Raw genomic sequence first — 16,188 nt, 5'->3', positions numbered from 1 at the left:
AATTGCCGGGGCGGGTGTTTCAGGACGCGTCGAGGAATCGGTCGAGCACGCGCACACCGAACTTGAGTCCGTCCACCGGCACCCGCTCGTCGACCCCGTGGAACATGCCCGCGAAGTCCAGCTCCGGGGGCAGCTGGAGCGGCGCGAAGCCGAAGCAGCGGATGCCGAGATCGTCGAAGGACTTGGCGTCGGTGCCGCCGGAGAGCATGTACGGAACGGCGCGCGCGATGGGGTCCTCGGCGCTCAGCGCGGTCTGCATGGCGTCGACGAGCCTGCCGTCGAAGTCGGTCTCCAGGGCCTTGTCGGCGTGCACGTCCTCCCGCCGGACGCGCGGGCCGAGCAGGCGGTCGAGGTCGGCGAGGAACTCCTCCTCGTAGCCGGGCAGGAAGCGGCCGTCGACGTGCGCGGTGGCCTGGCCGGGGATGACGTTGACCTTGTAGCCGGCGCCGAGCATCGTGGGCGCCGCCGAGTTCTTCAGGGTCGCGCCGACCATCTTGGCGATCCCGCCCAGCTTGGCGAGCGTCTCCTCCATGTTCTCGGGGTCGAGTTCGGTGCCGAGCGCGTCGGAGAGCTCGTCCAGGAACGAGCGCACCGTCTTGGTGACGCGGACCGGCCACTTGTGCCGGCCGAGCCGGCCGACGGCCTCGCACAGCTCGGTGATGGCGTTGTCGTCGTTGGTCATGGAGCCGTGGCCGGCCGTGCCGTCGACGGTGAGCCGCATCCAGTGCATGCCCTTCTGGGCGGTCTCCACCAGGTACAGCCGCAGCTGCTCGTTGACGGTGAAGGAGAACCCGCCGACCTCGCCGATCGCCTCGGTCACGCCCTCGAAGAGCTCCGGGTGCTTCTGGACCAGGTACTTGGCGCCGTAGGTGCCGCCCGCCTCCTCGTCGGCGAGGAAGGCCAGGACGATGTCGCGCGGCGGCTTGCGGCCGCTGCGCAGCCGGTCGCGCACGACGGCCAGCGTCATCGCGTCCATGTCCTTCATGTCGACGGCGCCGCGCCCCCACACGCAGCCGTCCGCGATCTCGCCGGAGAAGGGGTGGTGGGTCCAGTCGGCCGCGTTGGCCGGGACGACGTCGGTGTGGCCGTGGATGAGCAGCGCGGGCCGGGAGGGGTCCTCGCCCTCGATCCGGGCCACCGTGGAGGCGCGCCCCTGGTGCGACTCGATGATCCGCGGTTCGAGCCCCACCTCGGCGAGCTTCTCGGCCACGTACTCGGCGGCCTTGCGCTCGCCGGGGCCCGAGTGGTCGCCGTAGTTGCTGGTGTCGATCTGGATCAGCTCGCGGCAGAGGTCCACGACCTCGTCCTCGCCGGTGACGTTCCTGGCCGTGTCCGTCCCGCTCACGCTGCTTCCTCCCGCTGTCACTGCTGGTGGTTCCCCTCATACTCCTCCTGCGACCGGCCGGGCCCAAGCCCGCCCCTCGCACGTCACGAGGCGTTCACGCCGGAACGGGGGGTGATCGGCCCCCTTCGAAAGCCTGGTAATGTTTCCTCTGTCGCCGCGGGGGAAGCCCCGCACGACAGACACCTTGTCCGGGTGGCGGAATGGCAGACGCGCTAGCTTGAGGTGCTAGTGCCCTTTATCGGGCGTGGGGGTTCAAGTCCCCCCTCGGACACCAGCTGAGACCCCTGTTCATCAGGGGTCTTTCGCGTTTTCCGCCCCTTGCTGACACGCTGCGCAGTCGGTCCGGCGCTCTGTGTGGGGCATCTCTCCCCGCTCTCACGAAGTGCCTGGTCAGCGCGGTGTCCATGTCACCCGGACGGGCCCGGGAGGGCCCTCACAAGTGGCCACGGCCGGGGGGCGCACCTAGCGTCGTACTAAAATTTCCGGCTTGTTACGGAGCCGGTGCCGGACAACCCCAGGCAGACCTGCGGGCCCGCCGGCGCCCCGGAGGCTTCCGGGATCGAGACGCGAGGACCTGATGGCAGCCATACACGAGAGCAGTGCTCTCGGTCTGCTCGACGAAGAGATCCGCGAGCGATTCGGTGACAGGGCACGTTTTTCCGGAGGTCACGCGGCCTCCCCCCGCACCCTGGTCGACATTCTCGACGCGTCCGTGCGGTCGTACCCGGACGAGCCGGCCCTGGACGACGGCACGACCCGGCTGACGTACCGGGCGCTGGCCGTGGAGGTGGACCGGGTGCGGCGGCTGCTCGCCGACGCCGGAGTGGGTCTCGGTGACCGGGTGGGCGTGCGGGTGCCGTCCGGGACCACGGATCTGTACGTCGCGGTCCTCGCGGTTCTCGCGGCCGGGGCCGCCTACGTACCGGTCGACGCGGAGGACCCGGACGAGCGGGCCGAGCTGGTCTTCGGGGAGGCGGAGGTGCGGGCCGTCATCGGGGCGGGGCACGCGATCACCTCCCACGGCCGGTCGGAGGTGCCCGCCGGGCGGCCCGGGACCGGGCACGACGCCTGGATCATCTTCACCTCCGGTTCGACCGGGAAGCCGAAGGGCGTCGCCGTCACCCACGAGAGCGCCGCCGCCTTCGTGGACGCCGAGGCCGCGCTGTTCCTCACCGAGGAGCCGATCGGGCCCGGTGACCGGGTCATGGCCGGTCTGTCGGTGGCCTTCGACGCGTCCTGCGAGGAGATGTGGCTGGCCTGGCGGTACGGGGCCTGTCTGGTGCCCGTACCCCGGTCGCAGGTGCGCAGCGGCGCCGATCTCGGGCCGTGGCTGGTCGAGCAGGAGATCACGGTCGTGTCGACCGTGCCCACGCTGGCCGCGCTGTGGGAGCCGGAGACCCTCAACGACGTACGACTGCTGATCTTCGGCGGTGAGGCCTGCCCGCCGGAGCTGGCGCAGCGGCTGGTGACCGAGGGGCGCGAGGTGTGGAACACCTACGGGCCGACCGAGGCGACCGTGGTGGCCTGCGCGTCGCTGCTGACGGGCGCCGAGCCGATCCGGATCGGGCTGCCGCTGAACGGCTGGGAGCTGGCCGTGGTCGACGAGGCCGGGGAGCCGGTGCCGATGGGCGGCAGCGGTCAGCTGGTGATCGGCGGCGTGGGGCTGGCCCGCTACCTGGACGCCGGGAAGGACGCGGAGAAGTACGCGCCGCTGGAGTCCCTGGGCTGGGAGCGCGCGTACCGCAGCGGTGACCTGGTGAAGGCGGAGCCCGAGGGGCTGATCTTCCTGGGGCGGGCCGACGAGCAGATCAAGCTCGGCGGGCGGCGGATCGAGCTGGGCGAGGTGGACGCGGCGCTCCAGGCGCTGCCCGGGGTCGCGGGCGCGGCGGCGGCCGTACGGACCGCCCGCAGCGGCAACCAGCTGCTCGTCGGTTATGTCGTCACCCAGGACGGCTGGGACCAGGCCGCGGCGGTGGAGAAGCTGCGCGCCGAGCTGCCGGCGGCGCTGGTACCGCTGCTGGCACCGGTCGCCGACCTGCCCACGCGGACCAGCGGCAAGGTGGACCGGGGCGCGCTGCCGTGGCCGCTGGAGAACCTGGGGACCCCCGAGGCGGAGCAGCTCTACGGCACCGAGGCGTGGCTCGCCGAGCAGTGGACGGCGGTCCTCGGCATCCCGGTGACGGGCGCCGGTGACGACTTCTTCGCGATCGGCGGGGGCAGCCTGGCGGCCGCCCAGCTGACCACGAAGCTGCGGGCGCGCTATCCGAGCGCGGCCGTCCTCGACATCTATCAGCGTCCGACGCTGCGGAAGCTGGCGCGGCACCTGGAGGAGTCCGCGCAGGACGACGGCGCCCGGCGCACGGTGCTGCCGGTGCCCGCGCGGGCGCGGGCCGTGCAGGTGCTTCTGCTGCTGCCCCTGTTCACCCTGCTCGGGCTGCGCTGGATGGTGCCGCTGGCGGCGCTGGGCAATGTGCTGACCGCGTACGCCTGGCTGCCGACCGCGCCCTGGTGGCTGGTGGGCGCCGGGGCGGTGGCGCTGTACAGCCCGCCGGGGCGGCTCGCGATCGCCGCGGGCGGGGCCCGGCTGCTGCTGCGGGGGGTGCGGCCCGGCCGGTACCGGCGCGGTGGGAGCGTCCATCTGCGGCTGTGGACGGCGGAGCGGCTCGCCCAGTTCAGCGGGGCGACCTCGCTGACCGGGAGCTGGCTGGAGCGGTACGCCCGCGCGCTGGGCGCGAAGGTGGCGCCGGACGTCGACCTGCACTCGCTGCCTCCGGTCACCGGTCTGCTGAAGCTCGGGCGGGGCGCGGCCGTGGAGTCCGAGGTGGATCTGTCCGGCTACTGGCTGGACGGCGACCGGCTGGAGATCGGCACGGTCAAGGTCGGCGCGCACGCCGTCGTCGGCACGCGCAGTGCGCTCTTCCCGGGTGCCCGGGTCGGCAAGCGGGCCGAGGTGGCGCCGGGGTCGGCGGTGACCGGGCAGATCCCGACCGGGCAGCGCTGGGCGGGGGCGCCCGCGGTGAAGCTCGGCAAGGCCAAGCGGAACTGGCCCAAGGAGAGGCCGCGCCGGGGCACGTTCTGGCGGACCATGTACGGCGCGAGCGGACTCGCGCTCGGCGCGCTGCCGGTGCTCTCCGCAGCGGCGGCGCTCGCGGTGGCGTACCCGTTCGTCGACGCGGACGCTCCCCTCGCGGGCGCCGCGGCGGCGCTGGTTCCGGCGACGCTCGCCTTCGGGCTGGTGTACGCGCTGCTGATCCTGGTCCTGGTGCGGCTGCTCAGCGTGGGGCTGCGCGAGGGCACCTACGCCTCGCACAGCCGGGTCGGCTGGCAGGCCTGGACGGTCACGCAGCTGATGGACCGTTCCCGGGAGACGCTGTTCCCGCTGTACGCCGGGCTGGTCACCCCGTGGTGGCTGCGGCTGCTGGGGATGCGGATCGGGCGGGGCGCCGAGGTGTCGACCGTGCTGGCGCTGCCGAGTCTGACGACGGTCGGTGACGGCGCGTTCCTCGCCGACGACACGCTGACCGCGCCGTACGAACTGGGCGGCGGCTGGATGCGGATCGGGCGTGCGGAGATCGGGCGGCGGGCGTTCCTCGGCAACTCGGGGATGACCGCGCCGGGGCGGACGGTGCCGGACGGCGGTCTGGTCGGGGTGCTGTCGGCGACGCCGAAGAAGGCGAAGAAGGGCACCTCGTACCTGGGGCTGCCGCCGGTGAAGCTGCCGCGCAGCAGTGGTGGCGGCGACCAGAGCCGGACGTACGACCCGCCGGCGCGGCTGCTGTGGGCGCGCGGGCTGGTGGAGCTGTGCCGGATCGTGCCGGTGTTCTGCTCGGCGGCGCTGGCCGTGCTGACGGTGGCGGCGCTGTGCGTGCTGGGCGGCTGGGCCTGGCTGCTGGGCGGGGTGGTGCTGCTCGTGGCCGGCTTCGCCGCGGGGCTGGTGTCGATCGGGGCGAAGTGGGCACTCGTCGGGCGGCACCGCGCCGGGGAGCACCCGCTGTGGTGCGGGTTCGTGTGGCGCAACGAGCTGGCCGACACCTTCGTGGAGGTGCTGGCCGTGCCGTGGCTGGCCGGTTCCGTGCCGGGTACACCGTTGATGACGGCGTGGCTGCGCGGGCTCGGCGCACGGATCGGCAAGGGCGTGTGGGTCGAGAGCTACTGGCTGCCGGAGACGGATCTGGTGACCCTGGAGGACGCGGCGACGGTGAACCGGGGCTGCGTGCTCCAGACGCACCTCTTCCACGACCGGATCTTGCGGACGGATACTGTGGTCCTCCGTGAGGGCGCGACGCTGGGTCCTGGCGGAATCGTCCTGCCCGGCAGCACGGTCGGGGCCCGCACCACGCTGGGTCCCGCCTCGCTGGTGATGGCCGCGGAGTCCGTTCCCGACGACACGCGCTGGCTGGGCAACCCGATCGAGGCGTGGCGGCGCTAGGCGCGGCCCGTACGACGTCGGGGGGCGAGGGACGTCGTACGAGCACAGCGCAGGGAGCAGACGCAGCAGTGGCAGTTCAGCAGTCCATGGGCGCGGACCCGTACTTCCCCGACAACGGTGATGCCCGTTACCGGGTGCACCGGTACGAGCTGGCGCTGGACTACCGCCCGGGTCCCAACCGGCTGTCGGGGACGGCGCGGATCAACGCCATCGCGGGCCGCTCGCCGGTCGCCGAGTTCCAGTTGAACCTGGCCGACTTCCGGATCGGCCGGGTCCGGGTGGACGGCCGTCAGCCGCACTACACGCATCGCGGGGGGCGGCTGCGGGTGAAGCCGGCCAAGGCGATCCGGCCCGGTGCCGCGTTCACCGTGGAGGTGCACTGGTCGGGCAATCCCAGGCCGGTCAACAGCCCCTGGGGCGGGCTGGGCTGGGAGGAGCTGGAGGACGGGGCGCTGGTGGCGAGCCAGCCGGTCGGGGCGCCGTCCTGGTACCCGTGCAACGACCGTCCGGCGGACAAGGCGTCGTACCAGATCTCCGTGACGACGCCGTCGGCGTACGCGGTGGTCGCGGGCGGCAGGCTGCTGACCCGGACGACCAGGGCGTCGACGACGACCTGGGTGTACGAGCAGTCCGCGCCGACCTCCAGCTATCTGGTCGGGCTGTCGATCGGGAAGTACCAGACGGTGCTGCTGGGTGATCCGGGGCCGGGCGGGGTGCCGCAGCACGGGCACATCCCGGCGCATCTGCTGCCGCGGTTCTCCCGGGACTTCGCGCGCCAGCCGCAGATGATGGAGCTGTTCCAGGAGCTGTTCGGGCCTTACCCGTTCGAGGAGTACGCGGTCGTGGTGACCGAGGAGGAACTCGATGTGCCCGTGGAGGCACAGGGGTTGTCGCTGTTCGGCGCCAACCACGTGGACGGGGCGCGGGGTTCGGAGCGGCTGGTCGCGCACGAGCTGGCCCACCAGTGGTTCGGCAACAGCGTCTCGATCGCCGACTGGCGGCACATCTGGCTGAACGAGGGGTTCGCCAAGTACGCGGAGTGGCTGTGGTCGGAGCGGTCCGGGGGGCGGACCGCGCAGCAACTCGCCGCCGCCGCGCACCGGTTGCTGTCCTCGCAGGCACAGGATCTGAAGCTGGCCGACCCGGGCCGCAAGCTGATGTTCGACGACCGGCTCTACCAGCGGGGCGGGTTGACCGTGCACGCGCTGCGCTGCGCGATGGGTGACGAGGCGTTCTTCCGGATGCTGCGGGGGTGGGCGGCGCTGCATCGGGGCGGGGCGGTCACCACGAGTACGTTCACCGCGCACGCGGCGCGGTTCTCCGGTGAGCCGCTGGACGAGTTGTTCGACGCGTGGGTGCGGCGGACCGCGTTGCCTCCGCTGCCCGGTCCGCTGACGGCGCTGCCGGTTCAGCCGCCCTATCCGCCGAGCACGGGAGCGTCCGCGTGAGTGTCTGTCCCTGCGGTCTGGGCGGGCCGTACGAGAGGTGTTGCGGGCGGTATCACTCGGGTGCGGGTGCGGCGCCCACGGCGGAGGCGTTGATGCGGTCGCGGTACAGCGCGTTCGTGCGGGGGGATGCGGCGTATCTGCTGCGGACGTGGCATCCGCGGACTCGGCCGGCTCGGCTCGAACTCGATCCGGGGATGCGGTGGACGGGGCTGGTGATTCTCGGGACCGAGGCGGGGAGCGCGTTTCATTCCACCGGGGTGGTGGAGTTCCGGGCCTCGTATCGGGGTGGCTCGTTGCACGAGCGGAGCCGGTTCGAGCGGGTGGAGGGGGCGTGGGTTTACGTGGACGGGGAGTTCGCGGAGTAGGGGTGCCGGGATTCGGGGGTGGGTGCGGCGCCGTCGTGGCTGGTCGCGCAGTTCCCCGCGCCCCTGAAAGCGAGCGCCGTCGTGGCTGGTCGCGCAGTTCCTCGCGCCCCTAAAAGCCTTCAGGGGGCCAGGATGTCCAGTTCCTGGAGGGCTCCTACGGTGATTTCTCGGACCAGGTGTTCCGCTCGGGCCGCGTCTCGGGCCCGGACCGCTTCGGCGACCTGGACGTGGAGGGTGACGGCGGCGGGGTCGGGGTCCTCGAACATGACCTCGTGGTGGGTGCGGCCGGCGAGGACCTCGGCGACGACGTCGCCGAGCCGGGCGAACATCTCGTTGCCGGAGGCGGTGAGGATGACCCGGTGGAAGGCCATGTCGTGGAAGAGGTAGCCCTCCAGCTGGTGGCCGCGGGAGTTGGCCACCATGCCGAGGGCGCACTCGGTGAGTTCGGCGCACTGCTCGGCCGTGGCGTTCCGCGCGGCGAGGCCCGCGGCGACCGGCTCGATCGCGGAGCGCAGCACGGTCAGTGAGCGGAGCTGGTGGGGCCGGTCGGCGCCGGCCAGCCGCCAGCGGATGACCTGGGGGTCGTAGACGTTCCACTCGGACTTGGGGCGGACGGTGACGCCGACGCGGCGGCGGGACTCCACGAGGTACATGGACTCCAGGACGCGGACCGCCTCGCGCATCACCGAGCGGGAGACGTCGAACTGCTGGGCGAGTTCGTCGGTGCGTAGAACGCTGCCCGGAGGGTAGTCGCCCGCGGTGATCGCGGGGCCGAGGGTTTCCAGTACGTGTCCGTGCAGCCCCCGGCCGGTTGTGCTCATGCACACAGCGTACGGGGGAGCTCACGGGAACAAAAAGTCAGACTTATTTGTCACAGACTCTTGAATTCGTCGTACCTAATGCGTTTCAGTGTGGCCGACGTCAGATGTCGACGTCGTGTGTCGAGGAAGACAGCGAGGCAGTGATGCACACCCCCCACGTCGTCGTTGTGATGGGCGTCGCCGGAACGGGCAAGACCACGATCGGTCCCCTGCTCGCCGCCCGGCTGGGCGTCCCGTACGCCGAGGGCGACGACTTCCACCCGCAGGCCAACATCGACAAGATGTCGGCCGGTGTCCCGCTCGACGACGCGGACCGCTGGCCGTGGCTGGACGCCATCGGTGCCTGGGCCCACGAGCGGACCGGGCTCGGTGGGGTGGCCAGCAGCTCCGCGCTGAAGCGGGCCTACCGCGACCGGCTCAGGGCCGCCGCTCCGGGGCTGGTCTTCGTCCACCTCGCGGGCGACCGCGAGCTGATCGAGGACCGGATGCGGCAGCGGCAGGGCCACTTCATGCCGACCGCGCTGCTGGACTCCCAGTTCGCCACGCTCCAGCCGCTCCAGCCGGACGAGGCGGGCGTCGTGGTGGACGTCTCGGGTTCCCCCGAGGAGATCACCTCGCGGGCCAAGGCCGCGCTGGACACCCTCGGCTCACCGTCGTCGGCCACGGCGCCGTAACACCCCCCACGCGCTCCCCTCCCCCCTCCCCCGTAACCGCAAGGAACCTCCCGTGACCAGACTCAATGTCGAGCTGCTGGCAGCGGACACCGTCGAGCCGATCACCTCGGCCGGCCATGCCCAGCTGGGCATCGCCGTGCTGGCGGGCATCGCCGTCATCGTCCTGCTGATCACCAAGTTCAAGCTGCACGCCTTCCTGTCGCTGACCATCGGGTCGCTGGCGCTGGGCGCGTTCGCCGGGGCGCCGCTGGACAAGGTGATCGCCAGCTTCACCGCCGGGCTCGGCACCACCGTGGCCGGTGTGGGCGTGCTGATCGCCCTCGGCGCGATCCTCGGCAAGATGCTCGCCGACTCCGGCGGCGCGGACGAGATCGTCGACACGATCCTCGCCAAGGCCGGCGGCCGCTCGATGCCGTGGGCGATGGTGCTGATCGCCTCGGTGATCGGCCTGCCGCTGTTCTTCGAGGTCGGCGTGGTGCTGCTGATCCCGGTCGTGCTGATGGTCGCCAAGCGCGGCAACTACTCGCTGATGCGCATCGGCATCCCCGCGCTGGCCGGTCTCTCCGTGATGCACGGCCTGGTCCCGCCGCACCCCGGCCCGCTGGTCGCGATCGACGCGGTGCAGGCCAACCTCGGTGTGACGCTGGCGCTCGGTGTGCTGGTGGCGATCCCGACGGTGATCATCGCCGGCCCGGTCTTCTCCCGTTTCGCCGCCCGCTGGGTGGACGTCCCCGCGCCCGAGAAGATGATCCCGCAGCGGGCCTCGGAGGAACTGGAGCGGCGCCCCGGCTTCGGCGCGACGCTGGCCACCATCCTGCTGCCGGTGGTCCTGATGCTGTCCAGGGCGCTCGTGGAGATCGTCGTCGACGACCCCGAGAACCCCACGCAGCGCGTCTTCGACGTGGTCGGCTCGCCGCTGATCGCGCTGCTGGTGTCCGTGCTGGTCGGCATCTTCACGCTGCTGCGGCCCGCCGGGTTCGCCAAGGAGCGGGTCTCCGGGCTGGTGGAGAAGGGCCTCGCGCCCATCGCGGGCATCCTGCTGATCGTCGGCGCGGGCGGTGGCTTCAAGCAGACCCTGATCGACTCCGGTGTGGGTCAGATGGTGCTGGAGATCTCCGAGGACTGGTCGATCCCCGCGCTGCTGCTGGCCTGGCTGATCGCGGTGGCGATCCGGCTGGCGACCGGTTCGGCGACGGTGGCCACCGTGTCGGCGGCTGGTCTGGTGGCGCCGCTCGCGGCGGGCATGTCGACCGGTGAGACGGCCCTGCTGGTCCTCGCCATCGGCGCCGGCTCGCTCTTCTTCAGCCATGTCAACGACGCGGGCTTCTGGCTGGTGAAGGAGTACTTCGGCCTGGACGTCGGCCAGACCATCAAGACCTGGTCGGTGATGGAGACGATCATCTCGGTGGTCGCCGGTGGCTTCGTGCTGTTGTTGTCCCTGGTCATATAGCGCCGCTCCGACGGCGCCGCCCCCGGGCCCGCCCGCTCCCCTGCGCGGGGGAGCGGGCGGGCCCGTTCCGCTTCCGGCTCAGGGCCGCCACAGCGGGTGTTCGCGCTCGGCCCAGTCGGGGCTCACCGAGCCGGTGCGCATGCCGCGGCGGGCCTCCGGGTCGGCCAGGGCCATGCCGATGTGGCCGGCGAGGACGATACCGATGGTGAGGGCGAGCCAGTCGTGGACGAAGGTGGCACTGGTGCGCCACATCAGCGGGGTGAGGTGGGTGAACCACATCATCAGACCGGTGCCGAGCATCACCAGCGTGGCGCCGGCGATCCAGGCCGCGTAGATCTTCTGGCCCGCGTTGAACTTGGCGGCCGGCCGGGACGCGGGACTCCGGTCGCGGCGCAGGACGGCGCGCAGCCAGCGCCGGTCGTGCGGGCCGAAGCGGTTCAGGTGACCGAGGTCGGCGCGCAGCGCCCGGGAGGCGAGGCCCGCCAGCAGGGGTACGGGCAGGGCGAGGCCGGCCCATTCGTGCAGGCGGACCACCAGGGCGCGGCGGCCGACGAGTTCGGCGAGCTGGGGGACGTACAGGCAGGCGGCGGTGGCCACGCAGACGCCCATGAGCAGGGCGGTGGTGCGGTGGACCCAGCGGGCCGCCCGGCCGAAGCGCCGGACGCGGGGCCGCTCGGGGGCCTCAGCCGGTGGGTTCATCGTCGCGTCCGTTCGAGCGGCCCACCCAGGCGTCGACGTCGTAGCCGCGTTCCTCCCAGTAGCCGGGGCGGACGTCCTCGGTGACGGTGATCCCCGAGAGCCACTTGGCGGACTTGTAGAAGTACATGGGCGCGACGTACAGGCGGGCGGGGCCGCCGTGGCTGTGGCCGAGGTCCTCGTCCTGCATGCGCAGGGCGACCATGACGTCGGAGCGGCGGGCCTGGTCGAGGGTGAGGCTCTCGGTGTAGACGCCGTCGAAGCAGGTGAAGCGCACCGCCCCGGCCGAGGGGCGCACTCCCGCGGCGTCCAGCAGCCGGGACAGGCGGACGCCCTCGAAGGGGGTGTCGGGGACCCGCCAGCCGGTGACGCACTGCACGTCGCGGACCAGCCGGGTCTGCGGCAGGGCGCGCAGTTCGGCCAGGGTGTACGAGGCCGGGCGGTCCACGAGTCCGTCGACGGTGAGGCGGTAGTTCCCGGCGTTCCTGCGCGGCACGGAGGAGGCGACCGAGTAGTAGCGGAAGCCGCCGCCGTTGGGGAGCAGTCCGGTCAGGCCGGTGGGGTCCCGCTCGGCCGCTCCGGCGAGGAAGGACTCCATACCGCGCTGGAGGACCGGCGCGGTGGCCACGCCGAGGGCGCCCAGGCCCAGGGTGCCGAGGAGGACCCGGCGGCCGATGGGCTTGCCGCGTTCCTCGGGCCGTTCGGGTTGTCCGGGCCGTTCGGGTCGTTCGGGGTTCACCTGTTCATTCGAGCACCCGCGTCCCCGGGAGGCCAGGGGCCGCGGGTGCCCGTCAGAGTTCCGTAAGGTCAGCGCTCGGCGCCGGGGGTGGTCTCCGCCGCCTTCTCCAGCTGGAACGCCTCGTTGCCCAGGCCGATGCGGGCGTGGCGCTCGGGGTCGCGGGAGCGCAGGAGGAGGCCCTGGGCGAGGCCGACGGCCAGGGCGAGGGCGATGATGCCGGGCAGGATCCAGTTCAGGGAGGAGTCCGGGCCGGAGCCGACCAGGATGTCGAAGTCCTTGACGGTGTAGATCACGATGAAGAGCAGCGCGATCGTGGCGAGCCCGGCGGCGGCGAGGCGCCAGAACTGGGCGCCGGTGGCGCCGCGGCGGACGAAGAAGACCACCACGGACACCGAGGCGATCGCCATCAGCAGGGTGACGCCGAGGGCGCCCACGTTGCCCATCCAGGTGAACAGGTGCAGCACCGGGGCGGTGGGGTCGCCGGTGGGCTTGTCGTCGGCGAGCGCGAAGGCGGCGACGACGACCAGGGCGATCACGGTCTGGAGCAGGGATCCGGTGCCGGGGGCGCCGCTGGCGCTGCTGGTGCGGCCGAAGGCGGCAGGCAGCAGGCCCTCGCGGCCCATGGCGAAGGCGTAGCGGGCGACCACGTTGTGGAAGCTGACCATGGCGGCGAACATGCCGGTCACGAAGAGGATGTGCAGCACGTCGGTGAAGGTCTCCCCGAGCAGGCCCTCGGTGAGGAAGAACAGCATGCCCGCGCTCTGCTCCTGGGCGGTGCCGACGACGGCGTCGGGGCCGGTGGCGACCGTGATCGCCCAGCAGCTGACGGTGTAGAAGACGGCGATGCCGCCGATGGCCAGGTACATCACGCGGGGCACCAGGACGTGCGGGCGGCTGGTCTCCTCGGCGTAGACGGGGGCCTGCTCGAAGCCGAGGAAGGCCGCGACGCAGAAGCAGAGGGCGGTGCCGATGCCGGCGCCGCTGAGGGTGTCGGGGTTGAAGGCGTGCAGCGACAGGCCCTCGGGGCCGGGGTCACCGAGGGCGGCGACGTCGAAGATCACGACGAGGGCGACCTCGATGAGGAGCAGGACGCCGAGGACGCGCGCGTTGAGGTCGATCTTCAGCCAGCCGAGCCCGCCGACCAGGAGGACCGCGAGCAGGGCCGGTATCCACCAGGCCAGTTCGATCTCCAGGTAGGTGGCGAACAGGCCGGAGACCTCGAAGCCGAAGATGCCGTAGATGCCGACCTGGAGGGCGTTGTAGGCGACGAGCGCGACCAGGGCGGAGCCCGCACCGGCGGTGCCGCCGAGGCCGCGGGAGATGTACGCGTAGAAGGCGCCGGCGTTGTGCACGTGCCGGCTCATCTCGGCGTAGCCGACGCTGAACAGGGCGAGGACCACGCCGAGGATGACGAACAGCAGCGGCTGTCCGACGATGCCCATCACCCCGAACGTCGTGGGCATGACACCCGCGACCACCATGAGGGGGGCGGTCGCGGCGAGTACGGACAGCAGCAGACCGGTGGTGCCGAGCCGGTCGGCGCGCAGGGCCCGGTCCTGGCCCTTGAAGGTGCTGATGCCCTCGCCGTCGGGGGTGAGTGTGCCGCTGGTGCTGGATCTGCCCGTCGTCATCGCGGGTGGTCCTTTCGGGGGTAGCGGGGTGGAGGTGCCGGGGTGCGGATGCGGGTGCAGTGCGAGTGCGGGTACCGGATGCGGGTGCCGGGGTGGCGGTGCCAGGTGGGGGCGCGGGTGCGGGTGCGGGTGGGGGTGCGGGTGCGGGTGGGGGTGCGGGTGGGGTGCCGGTGCTTCACACCGTGCCGAGCGCGTTGTCGCGGGCGGCCCGGAAGGCGGGGTACGGGTCCCGGTCCGGGTAGGACCAGGGCTCCGGGGTGACGTGCTCGCCGATGCGGTGGAACAGGGCGGCGGCCTCGGCGCCCCGGCCCTCGCAGTACTTGGCGTGCGCGAGGAAGTTCAGGTCGACCAGCCGGCGCGGGTGGCCCTCGTGCTCCCACTCCAGCCACCAGTCGAAGGCGGCCTTCATCACCTGCCGGGCCCGGCGGCCGACCCAGTGCCCGGAGGCGGCCGGGTCGGCGCCCTCGTGTCCGGCGGCGGCGAGCACCCGGTAGCGCTCGGCGTGCGCGACGACGGGCAGGACGGCGAGCGGGGAGTCGGCGGGGGCGCGCTCGGCGGCGGCGTTGGCGAAGTCGTACACCTCGTGCAACGGGTCCGGTCCCGCCGCCGGCCGGCGCTCGGCGAGCCGGGCGACCATCACATGGTGGGCGTGGTGGTGGTCGGCGTACCGGTGCCGGACCTCCTCGAAGACCTTCAGCACCTCCTCCTCGGTGCCCGTGCCGCGAGTGAGCATGAGCAGGCCGAGCCAGGGGGTCGGATCGGCCGGGGCGTGGCCGGCCGCCGCGTGGCAGGACTCGCGGGCGCGGTCCGGCTTCTCCTTGCCGCGCAGGGCGCGCTGCACCTGGGCGAGCGCGAGCAGGACGCGGGCGTCCGCGGACTCGGGCTCGGCGAGCAGCCACTCCCGCGCCCAGGGGACGGTGTAGGGCTCCTGGGCGAGGACGGTGATCCGGTGGCCCCGGCGGTCCCAGTCGTCGCCGGTGTGGGCGAGGAGGGAGCGGGCGGACTGCCACCGGCCCTGGGCGAGCGCGGCGCGCGCCGCCGCGAGGTCGAGGTCGTCGAGGGCGCCGTCGGGGGCCTGCGCCGCGCGCTTGCGGCCGCGGCCCAGGGGTGGCGGGGGTGGGGACACCGCGGGAACATCCTCACGCGACGCGGTCGTCGTCTGGTTTCGGTTTGCCATCGAGCGATCACGCACAGCCAACCCCCCGCCCATGGTTTACGTCAAGGGCCGCCCGAGCGTTACACGCGTCAACTCGTGTTACTGGTGGGGCACTTGTGGCACAGCGGCGAGGCGCCCGTGACGGCCGGGGAGCGGGGATGTGGCGTACGCCATAGTGGTTCCGGCGCGGGACGCCCACCATGGCCGGGAGGCCGCGGCCCCCTCGGAGCACCGGGGGCGCGCCGGGCACCGGGGCGCTACAGTCGGCCCCTACGTCGTACGCACCCCGAGCCCCGTACCAACGATCGAGGAACGTCGCGTGTCGCTTCAGGTTCTGCTTCTCTCCGTGGGCGCCGCCTGCTGTCTGGGCTTCGGCTTCGTCCTGCAGCAGAACGCGGCCCAGCAGGCTCCCCTCAAGGACTTCCTCTCGCCCCGGATCCTGCTGGACCTGGTGCGGGTACCGCGCTGGCTCGGCGGCATCGCGCTGATGGTGGTCGGCATGGCGCTCGGCGCCGTCGCGCTCGGGCAGGGCCGGCTGTCCCTGGTGGAACCGCTGCTGGCCACCAACCTGCTCTTCGCCATGGCGCTGTCCCGGCGCCAGACCCGGCAGCCGCTCGGCCGCCAGGGCTGGGGCGGGCTGCTGCTGCTCGCGGGCGGGGTGACCGCGTTCATCGTGGCCGGCCGGCCGTCCGGCGGCACCGCCCTCACCGATCCCTCCCGGCAGTGGCTGATCATCGGCTCGATGATCGGCGCGGCCGTGCTGCTCACCGGGTACGCCAGGCGCTCCCGGCTCGGCGCGGGACCCGCCCTGCTCGCCACCGCCGCCGGCCTCCTCTACGGCGTCCAGGACGCGCTGACCCGGGTGACCGGGCAGCGCTTCGGCGAGGGCGGTCCGGCCGAGGTGCTCACCAGCTGGCAGCCCTACGCCGTGCTGGCGCTCGGCGTCACCGGCCTGGTCCTGGTGCAGAGCGCCTTCGAGACCGCGTCGCTGCGCATGTCGCTGCCCGCCCTGACCGCCGCCCAGCCGCTGGCCGGCATCGCGTGCGGGGTCGGCTTCCTCGGCGACCGGTTGCGCACCGACACGGGCGCCCTGGCCTGGGAGGCCGCCGGGCTCGCCGCGATCGTGGTGGGCATCGTCCTGCTGGGCATGCACCCGGCGATGCCGTCCGGCGGCGCGAAGGTCCGGGAACCGGCCCGCGCCCTCCAGCCGGGCTGACCGGCCGACGGTACGGGTTCGGCCGCGGCGCCGTGGGGGCCGGTCGCGCAGTTCCCCGCGCCCCTGGGTGGGTACACCTGCCCGGCGCCAGCAACCTGCGGTCCGCGAAAGCCCTCCCCCCCAGGCCGCGGCGCCGTGGGGGCCGGTCGCGCAGTTCCCCGCGCCCCTGGGTGGGTACACCTGCCCGGCGCCAGCAACCTGCGGTCCGCGAAAGCCCT

Annotated in this window: 12 protein-coding genes and 1 tRNA gene; 7 read left to right on the top strand and 6 right to left on the bottom strand. The window is 72.8% G+C overall.

Annotated elements, in window-relative coordinates:
- Positions 1-19 precede the first annotated feature (19 nt).
- On the bottom strand, positions 20-1,345 hold the full coding sequence (locus tag AB0E07_RS17645) for a M20/M25/M40 family metallo-hydrolase (protein ID WP_362252126.1): 1,326 nt from the start codon (positions 1,343-1,345) through the stop codon (positions 20-22).
- Between the two features lie 186 nt (positions 1,346-1,531).
- On the opposite strand from AB0E07_RS17645, the gene AB0E07_RS17640 reads away from it, so the two are divergent.
- The 4 genes from AB0E07_RS17640 to AB0E07_RS17625 all read left to right on the top strand — a co-directional run bounded on the left by AB0E07_RS17640 (position 1,532) and on the right by AB0E07_RS17625 (position 7,587).
- Positions 1,532-1,619: transfer RNA gene (locus tag AB0E07_RS17640), tRNA-Leu, on the top strand.
- A 303-nt stretch (positions 1,620-1,922) separates the two neighbouring features.
- On the top strand, positions 1,923-5,774 hold the full coding sequence (locus AB0E07_RS17635; protein ID WP_362252123.1) for a Pls/PosA family non-ribosomal peptide synthetase: 3,852 nt from the start codon (positions 1,923-1,925) through the stop codon (positions 5,772-5,774).
- 68 nt (positions 5,775-5,842) lie between these two features.
- Positions 5,843-7,222 carry a M1 family metallopeptidase gene (locus AB0E07_RS17630; RefSeq protein ID WP_362252120.1) on the top strand — a complete coding sequence of 460 codons (1,380 nt, stop codon included), beginning with the start codon at positions 5,843-5,845 and terminating at the stop codon, positions 7,220-7,222.
- Entirely contained in the window at positions 7,219-7,587 is a 369-nt protein-coding gene (locus AB0E07_RS17625) for a YchJ family protein (RefSeq protein ID WP_362252117.1), read from the top strand. Before AB0E07_RS17630 ends, AB0E07_RS17625 begins: the two co-directional genes overlap by 4 nt.
- Positions 7,588-7,706: 119 nt before the next feature.
- On the opposite strand, the gene AB0E07_RS17620 is transcribed toward AB0E07_RS17625, so the two are convergent.
- A complete protein-coding gene (locus tag AB0E07_RS17620) occupies positions 7,707-8,408 on the bottom strand; it encodes an FCD domain-containing protein (protein WP_362252115.1) in 702 nt (233 codons plus the stop codon).
- Between the two features lie 143 nt (positions 8,409-8,551).
- Here AB0E07_RS17620 and AB0E07_RS17615 point away from each other — a divergent pair, with 143 nt between their 5' ends.
- The gene (locus AB0E07_RS17615; RefSeq protein ID WP_362252112.1) at positions 8,552-9,082 is read left to right on the top strand and encodes a gluconokinase; all 531 of its coding nucleotides are present in this window, start codon (positions 8,552-8,554) and stop codon (positions 9,080-9,082) included.
- A gap of 52 nt (positions 9,083-9,134) precedes the next feature.
- Positions 9,135-10,532, top strand: a complete 1,398-nt coding sequence (locus AB0E07_RS17610; protein WP_362252110.1) for a gluconate:H+ symporter — start codon at positions 9,135-9,137, stop codon at positions 10,530-10,532.
- A 78-nt stretch (positions 10,533-10,610) separates the two neighbouring features.
- On the opposite strand, the gene AB0E07_RS17605 is transcribed toward AB0E07_RS17610, so the two are convergent.
- The 4 genes from AB0E07_RS17605 to AB0E07_RS17590 all read right to left on the bottom strand — a co-directional run bounded on the left by AB0E07_RS17605 (position 10,611) and on the right by AB0E07_RS17590 (position 14,724).
- Complete coding sequence (locus AB0E07_RS17605) at positions 10,611-11,231, bottom strand: cytochrome b/b6 domain-containing protein (protein ID WP_362252107.1); 621 nt, start codon at positions 11,229-11,231, stop codon at positions 10,611-10,613.
- Positions 11,215-11,967: a molybdopterin-dependent oxidoreductase gene (locus tag AB0E07_RS17600; protein ID WP_362252105.1), complete on the bottom strand. Its 753-nt coding sequence runs from the start codon at positions 11,965-11,967 to the stop codon at positions 11,215-11,217. The genes AB0E07_RS17605 and AB0E07_RS17600 overlap by 17 nt, the downstream gene beginning before the upstream one ends.
- A 68-nt stretch (positions 11,968-12,035) precedes the next feature.
- Positions 12,036-13,598, bottom strand: coding sequence for an APC family permease (locus AB0E07_RS17595; protein WP_362252102.1), 1,563 nt, complete (start codon positions 13,596-13,598; stop codon positions 12,036-12,038).
- Positions 13,599-13,773: 175 nt separating this feature from the next.
- On the bottom strand, positions 13,774-14,724 hold the full coding sequence (locus AB0E07_RS17590) for a hypothetical protein (RefSeq protein WP_362252100.1): 951 nt from the start codon (positions 14,722-14,724) through the stop codon (positions 13,774-13,776).
- 349 nt (positions 14,725-15,073) lie between these two features.
- On the opposite strand from AB0E07_RS17590, the gene AB0E07_RS17585 reads away from it, so the two are divergent.
- Positions 15,074-15,970, top strand: coding sequence for a DMT family transporter (locus AB0E07_RS17585; protein ID WP_362252097.1), 897 nt, complete (start codon positions 15,074-15,076; stop codon positions 15,968-15,970).
- Positions 15,971-16,188: the final 218 nt, after the last annotated feature.

The sequence above is a fragment of the Streptomyces sp. NPDC048002 genome (genome assembly GCF_040653275.1).
Taxonomy (GTDB): Bacteria; Actinomycetota; Actinomycetes; order Streptomycetales; family Streptomycetaceae; genus Streptomyces.
The sequence above is the reverse complement of the archived record's forward strand: the minus strand, read 5'-3'. Positions and strand labels throughout refer to the sequence as shown.